Here is a 5,256-nt window from a genome sequence, read left to right as displayed (position 1 = left end):
CGCCGCCGCCAAGATGGTGGTCGGCAAGATGATTGCCCGCGGCTGGCTCGAGGAGGTCGAGGCGAACCTGCGCCGCAATGAGCCGATGTGGCGCGAGACCGGCGACGGTCACGGCACCACGCTGATCGCGACCGAAGCCGGGCTGGAGGCCATCGGGATCGAGCCGGTGGTGGCCAGCGCCGTCGCCAGCGTGCGGAGGGCGAGGCCGCAGCCGGAACCGGTGCAGATGCCCTGCGACACCGGCACCGCGAAACCCGTCGCCATCCGCGCTGGCACCAAGCAGGCGCAGATCATCGCCATGCTCCAGCGCCCCGAGGGCGCAACGGTCGCCGAAATGGTCGAGGCCACCGGATGGCTGGCACATACCGTCCGCGGCTGCATCTCGGGGGCGCTGAAGAAGAAGCTGGGTCTGCCCATCGCCGCGGAGAAGGTCGAGGGCAGGGGGACGGTGTATAGTCTCTGTCCTTCGACCCACACACTTTGACCAACAGTGACACGTCCTTTTCTGTCTTGTACCGTCCAGTCCGACGTTTACTCTTGGTGAATCGATGACTGATGACGCTGCCGCAACAAGAAAGCCCAAGACAGTCCGGGAGCACTGTCCAGAGTGCAACGCCGAACGTGTTTGCGAGATTCACGGTCATGTCTATGTTCCGTGGCATTGGGAGGACAAACACAACGGGTATTCGATGAGTGGTGGCATTGATCATTCACTGCTTCAATGCCGAGGATGTGAAACGGTGTTCTACCTCCATGACAGTTGGAATGATGAAGACCTTGACCACTGGTATGGTCCCAACGGGGAAACGCAGACTGAAGCTGTGCGAACCAAGGTGACTTACCCAAAACCCGAAAGCGCTGTCAGGCCACTTTGGCTGGATGCGATTGGGAAGATCGATAGCCAGCTTCAGGCCATTCTGAATGAAATGTATGTCGCCCGAGACAACGAAGCTTACATTCTGACCGCTGTTGGACTTCGAACCGCGCTTGACCGTGGCACCGAAGTTCTCGGAATCGACCCTGCAAAGACTTTTGCCGAAAAGCTTTCCGACCTACAGAACGGCGGGTGGATTGGGGCGACAGAACACGACATTCTTGAAGTGATAACCGATGCTGGTAACGCTGCAGCTCATCGTGGCTGGTCGCCTGATTCCAAAGATGTTGATCAACTCCTATACGCCATGGAAGTGTTCCTGCAACGCGCCTTCATCGTCGGGAAAAAGGCACTGAGCATCAAGAGCGCTATTCCCCCGAAGCCAAAACGCCAAAAAGTCGCAAAAACCACCTGAGGCATTTAGGATGGTCTAACTATTTCAAGGGCGGTGGACAGCCTTCGCCTCCCTCCCCGTCGCCATCTCCCACCGCCGCACCGCCACGTCGCAATAGACCGGGTCCAGCTCCACTGCGCGGCAGCGCCGCCCGGTGCGTTCGGCGGCGATCAGCTGTGTGCCGGAGCCGCAGAAGGGTTCGAACACCAGGTCGCCGGGATCGGTGAAGGCCTCCAGCACCGCCTCGACGAGCGCCACGGGGAACACGGCCGGGTGTGATCCGGCGGCACCCAGACCGCCCTTGTGGCGCGTGATCCGGAACACGCTGTCGGGGATGCGGTGGCTCTGGATCGCGTTGCCGTAGCCGGTCTTGCGGTGGACCGTGCCGTCGGCGCCGCGCAGGCCGCCACCACCGAGGGTTTCGCCCGCGTGCTTGCTCTCGACCGTCTTGTTCGGCTTCCGCGGCTGGCGGTTGAAGTGGAAGATGAACTCGTGCGACGGCGCCAGGCGCCCGTTCCAGTCGCCGGGCAGCCCGGGCCCCTGGTCCCAGACATACCAGCCGAACCGCCGCCAGCCCTGCGCGCGCATCCAATCGAGCCAGCCCTCCCAATATGGGATCCATTCGCCATCGCGATGGACGAGGCCGAGGTTGACCAGCAACTGGGCGTCGGCGGCGACGGGTGCTGCGGCGAACACGCCCTGCATCAGCGCATCCCAATCGCCGACCTTCTCTTTCGCCGCGCCATAGTCGCGCTGCTGCGCATAGGGCGGCGAGGTGAACATCAGCGAGGCCTTCGCCCCGTCCATCAGCCGCGCCACCACGGCCGGGTCGGTGGCATCGCCGCAGATCAGCCGGTGATGCCCGAGCCGCCAGATGTCGCCGGGGCGGGTGATTGGCTCGGCCGGGGCCTCAGGGATGGTGTCAGCCGTGTCGTCGTCGATAGGCGTACGGTCGTCGGCATCATGCAGCAGCGCATCCAGCTCGTCCTCGGGGATCCCGATCAGCCCGAGGTCGAAATCCTCGGCCATCAGGCCCCGCAGTTCCTCGAACAGCAGCGCCTCGTCCCACCAGCCCAGTTCGGTCAGCTTGTTGTCGGCGATCCGATATGCGCGGCGCTGCGCCTCGGTCAGATGGCCCAATATGATGACCGGCGCTTCGGCAATCCCGAGCTGGGCCGCGGCCAGGATGCGGCCGTGGCCCGCGATCAGCTCGCCATCGGCGGCAACCAGGCAGGGAACGGTCCAGCCGAACTCGGCCATGCTGGCGGCAATCTTCGCCACCTGATCGGCATCGTGGGTTTTCGCATTGCGGGCATAGGGGCGAAGGCGCGCAAGCGGCCAGTGCTCGATCCGGCCGGGCAGGAGGGGCGCGTTCATGCCGCGAGCCGCTTGGCCTTGAGGGCGGCGAAGGTATCGCCGGTTCCCGCCAGAAGGGCCTCCTGACCGGTGAAGGACTGCCAGCGCTCGATGGCGACATCGACATAGGCCGGGTTCAACTCGACCCCGAAACAGACCCGGCCGGTCGTCTCGGCCGCGATCAGCGTGGTGCCGGATCCCATGAACGGCTCGTAGACTGCCTGGCCGGGGCTGGAATTGTTCAGGATCGGGCGGCGCATGCACTCGACCGGCTTCTGGGTGCCGTGCACGGTGTCGGCATCCTGATCCCGGTTGGCGATCTGCCACAGCGTGGTTTGCTTGCGGTCCCCGGCCCAATGGCCTTTGCCCTTGGCCCTCACCGCATACCAGCAGGGTTCGTGCTGCCAGTGGTAATCGCCGCGGCTGAGGACCAGCCGGTCCTTCGCCCAGATGATCTGCGAACGGATGGCGAAGCCCGCGGCCGCCAGGCTTTCGGCCACGGTCGCGGCATGCAGCGCCCCGTGCCAGATATAGGCCACGTCGCCGGGGAACAGCGCCCATGCTTCGCGCCAGTCGGCGCGATCGTCGTTCAGCACCTTGCCGGTGCGTTTGGTCTTCGCCGCGCCAGCCTGGTTTCGCCAGGAGGGATCGTACTCCACGCCATACGGCGGGTCGGTGACCATAAGCAGGGGGCGCACGTCACCCAGCAGCCGCCCGACCACATCGGCCAAGATGCTGTCACCGCAGATCAGCCGGTGCGCGCCCAGCTGCCAGAGATCGCCCGGCACCGAAACTGGCGTGACCGGAAGCTCGGGCACATCGTCCTCGCCCTCGACCGGGCCATCGCCGCCCAGCGCCTCCGGATCTCGCAGCAGCGCGTCAAGCTCATCATCGCTGATGCCCAAGAGCGTCAGGTCGAAATCCTCGGCCAGCAGCCCCGCGATCTCGTCGCGCAGCAGAGCTTCGTCCCATTCGCCCAGTTCCGTCAGCTTGTTGTCGGCGATCCGGTAGGCCCGGCGTTCCGCCTCGTCGAGATGGCTGAGCCGGATCACCGGCACCTCGGTCAGGCCGAGCATCGTGGCGGCCAGCACCCGGCCATGTCCCGCGATCAGCTCGCCGTCGTCGGCCACCATGCAGGGGACGGTCCAGCCGAACTTGGCCATGCTGGCGGCGATCTTAGCCACCTGGTCGTCGCCATGCATCTTGGCATTGCGGGCATAGGGGCGCAGCCGGGCAATCGGCCAGGATTCTACCTGGCTCGGCGCGAAGACGAGGTCCATGGGATGGGGCTCGGGATGTGGAGGAGGGAAATGAAAAGCGCCCGCGAGGGGGTTCCTCCGGGCGCAATTCTTCGATGATCAAGGGGTAGGTCAATGGGGGCAGGTCTGTCAAGCAGAAAAGTGAAGCGGATTCAACAGCTTCTGACGAATTCGCTTTCCGTGGTGGCTTCTGGCCACCTGGCTTCCCCGAAGGTGGCTTCCCTGGCTTCCCGCCGGGAATCCACCTCGTCCAGATCGTGATTCCGCAAGCCGCTGATCTGACTCACGAATTCCTACAACGGGGCGCAAGGTGGCTTCCGCCTGGCTTCCCCGGTGAAACTGCCTGACGCTAGCGAACCGCCGCGCTGCGCCCCCCCGCATACGTTTGGGGTCGGGGAGGAACCAGAGGAGGGGGAGGGGTGTGCCCTGACGGTTGTGAGGCTGCAACGTGCCGTTTTGCTTGGTTCTTGCTGGCGGTTGAATTAGAAAACAAATCAAATGGCTAGGTGCAATCGCGTGCTGCGGTCTTGTTGATCGTTAAGTCCAAACAAAAGAAAGGCCTCGAGTGGCTTCAGATGGTCGTACAGATGGGTGAGGCTGAGGTTGCTCGACAGCCGTTCTCGAGTGAATTCCGATCTGCGCTCTGGGACGCAGCGAACACGCTTCGGGGTTCCGCTGTCGATCGTACGGACTGGAAGGGCTACATCCTGCCCTTGCTGTTCTTCAAGCGCATCTCCGACGTCTGGGACGAAGAAACGGCCGAGGCGCACGAGATTTACGGTGAGGCCGATCCATCCCTGTTCCCCGAAGTGCATCGCTTCGTGCTGCCCGAGGGTTGTCACTGGAAAGATATCAGGTCAGTTCCAGCCAATGTCGGTGCGGCTTTGCAGAAGGCCATGCAGGAGATTGAGCGGGCCAATCCAGACACGCTGTTTCGCGTCTTCGGGTCGGCGGACTGGGGTAACAAGGAGAAGTTCTCCGACGAGTTGCTGAAGGATCTGATCGAGGGTTTCTCGGAGATCGGGCTTGGCAACACTACCGTTAGCACCGATGTGCTGGGCGACGCCTATGAATACCTGGTCGGCAAGTTCGCCGACGTCACCCGCCGCAACAAGGCAGGTGAGTTCTATACGCCGCGCAGCGTGGTGCGCATGATGGTAGAGATCCTCGACCCGAAGGAAGGCGAGAGCATCTATGATCCCGCCTGTGGCACGGGCGGCATGCTGCTCGGGGCTATCGAGCATGTCATGCGCAAGGGCGGCGATCCGCGCACCTTCTACGGGAAGATCTACGGCCAGGAGAAGAACCTGACCACCGCCGCGATCGCCCGGATGAACCTTGTCCTGCACGGGATCGAGGACTTCCAGGTGGCC

The 5,256-nt window shown here is 63.6% G+C and carries 5 protein-coding genes; 3 read left to right on the top strand and 2 right to left on the bottom strand.

Annotated features, from left to right (window positions below; genetic code table 11):
- Both E3D03_RS19975 and E3D03_RS19970 read left to right on the top strand, forming a co-directional pair.
- Window positions 1-484 (top strand): DUF3489 domain-containing protein (locus tag E3D03_RS19975; RefSeq protein WP_263568408.1); only part of this gene is annotated, 484 nt, incomplete at its 5' end.
- Window positions 485-548: 64 nt separating this feature from the next.
- Window positions 549-1,289, top strand: coding sequence for a DUF4145 domain-containing protein (locus tag E3D03_RS19970; RefSeq protein WP_263568407.1), 741 nt, complete (start codon window positions 549-551; stop codon window positions 1,287-1,289).
- A gap of 24 nt (window positions 1,290-1,313) precedes the next feature.
- On the opposite strand, the gene E3D03_RS19965 is transcribed toward E3D03_RS19970, so the two are convergent.
- Together E3D03_RS19965 and E3D03_RS19960 are read right to left on the bottom strand one after the other, a co-directional pair.
- Window positions 1,314-2,645 (bottom strand): site-specific DNA-methyltransferase, encoded by a 1,332-nt coding sequence (locus tag E3D03_RS19965; RefSeq protein ID WP_263568406.1) that lies wholly within the window; start codon window positions 2,643-2,645, stop codon window positions 1,314-1,316.
- Window positions 2,642-3,904, bottom strand: coding sequence for a site-specific DNA-methyltransferase (locus E3D03_RS19960; RefSeq protein WP_263568405.1), 1,263 nt, complete (start codon window positions 3,902-3,904; stop codon window positions 2,642-2,644). Before E3D03_RS19960 ends, E3D03_RS19965 begins: the two co-directional genes overlap by 4 nt.
- Window positions 3,905-4,470: 566 nt before the next feature.
- On the opposite strand from E3D03_RS19960, the gene E3D03_RS19955 reads away from it, so the two are divergent.
- A partial coding sequence (locus E3D03_RS19955; protein ID WP_263568404.1) for a class I SAM-dependent DNA methyltransferase occupies window positions 4,471-5,256 on the top strand: 786 nt, incomplete at its 3' end.

This window comes from Paracoccus sp. DMF, assembly GCF_004407025.1.
GTDB lineage: Bacteria > Pseudomonadota > Alphaproteobacteria > Rhodobacterales > Rhodobacteraceae > Paracoccus > Paracoccus aminovorans_B.
This window is presented reverse-complemented; position numbering and strand designations above follow the sequence as displayed.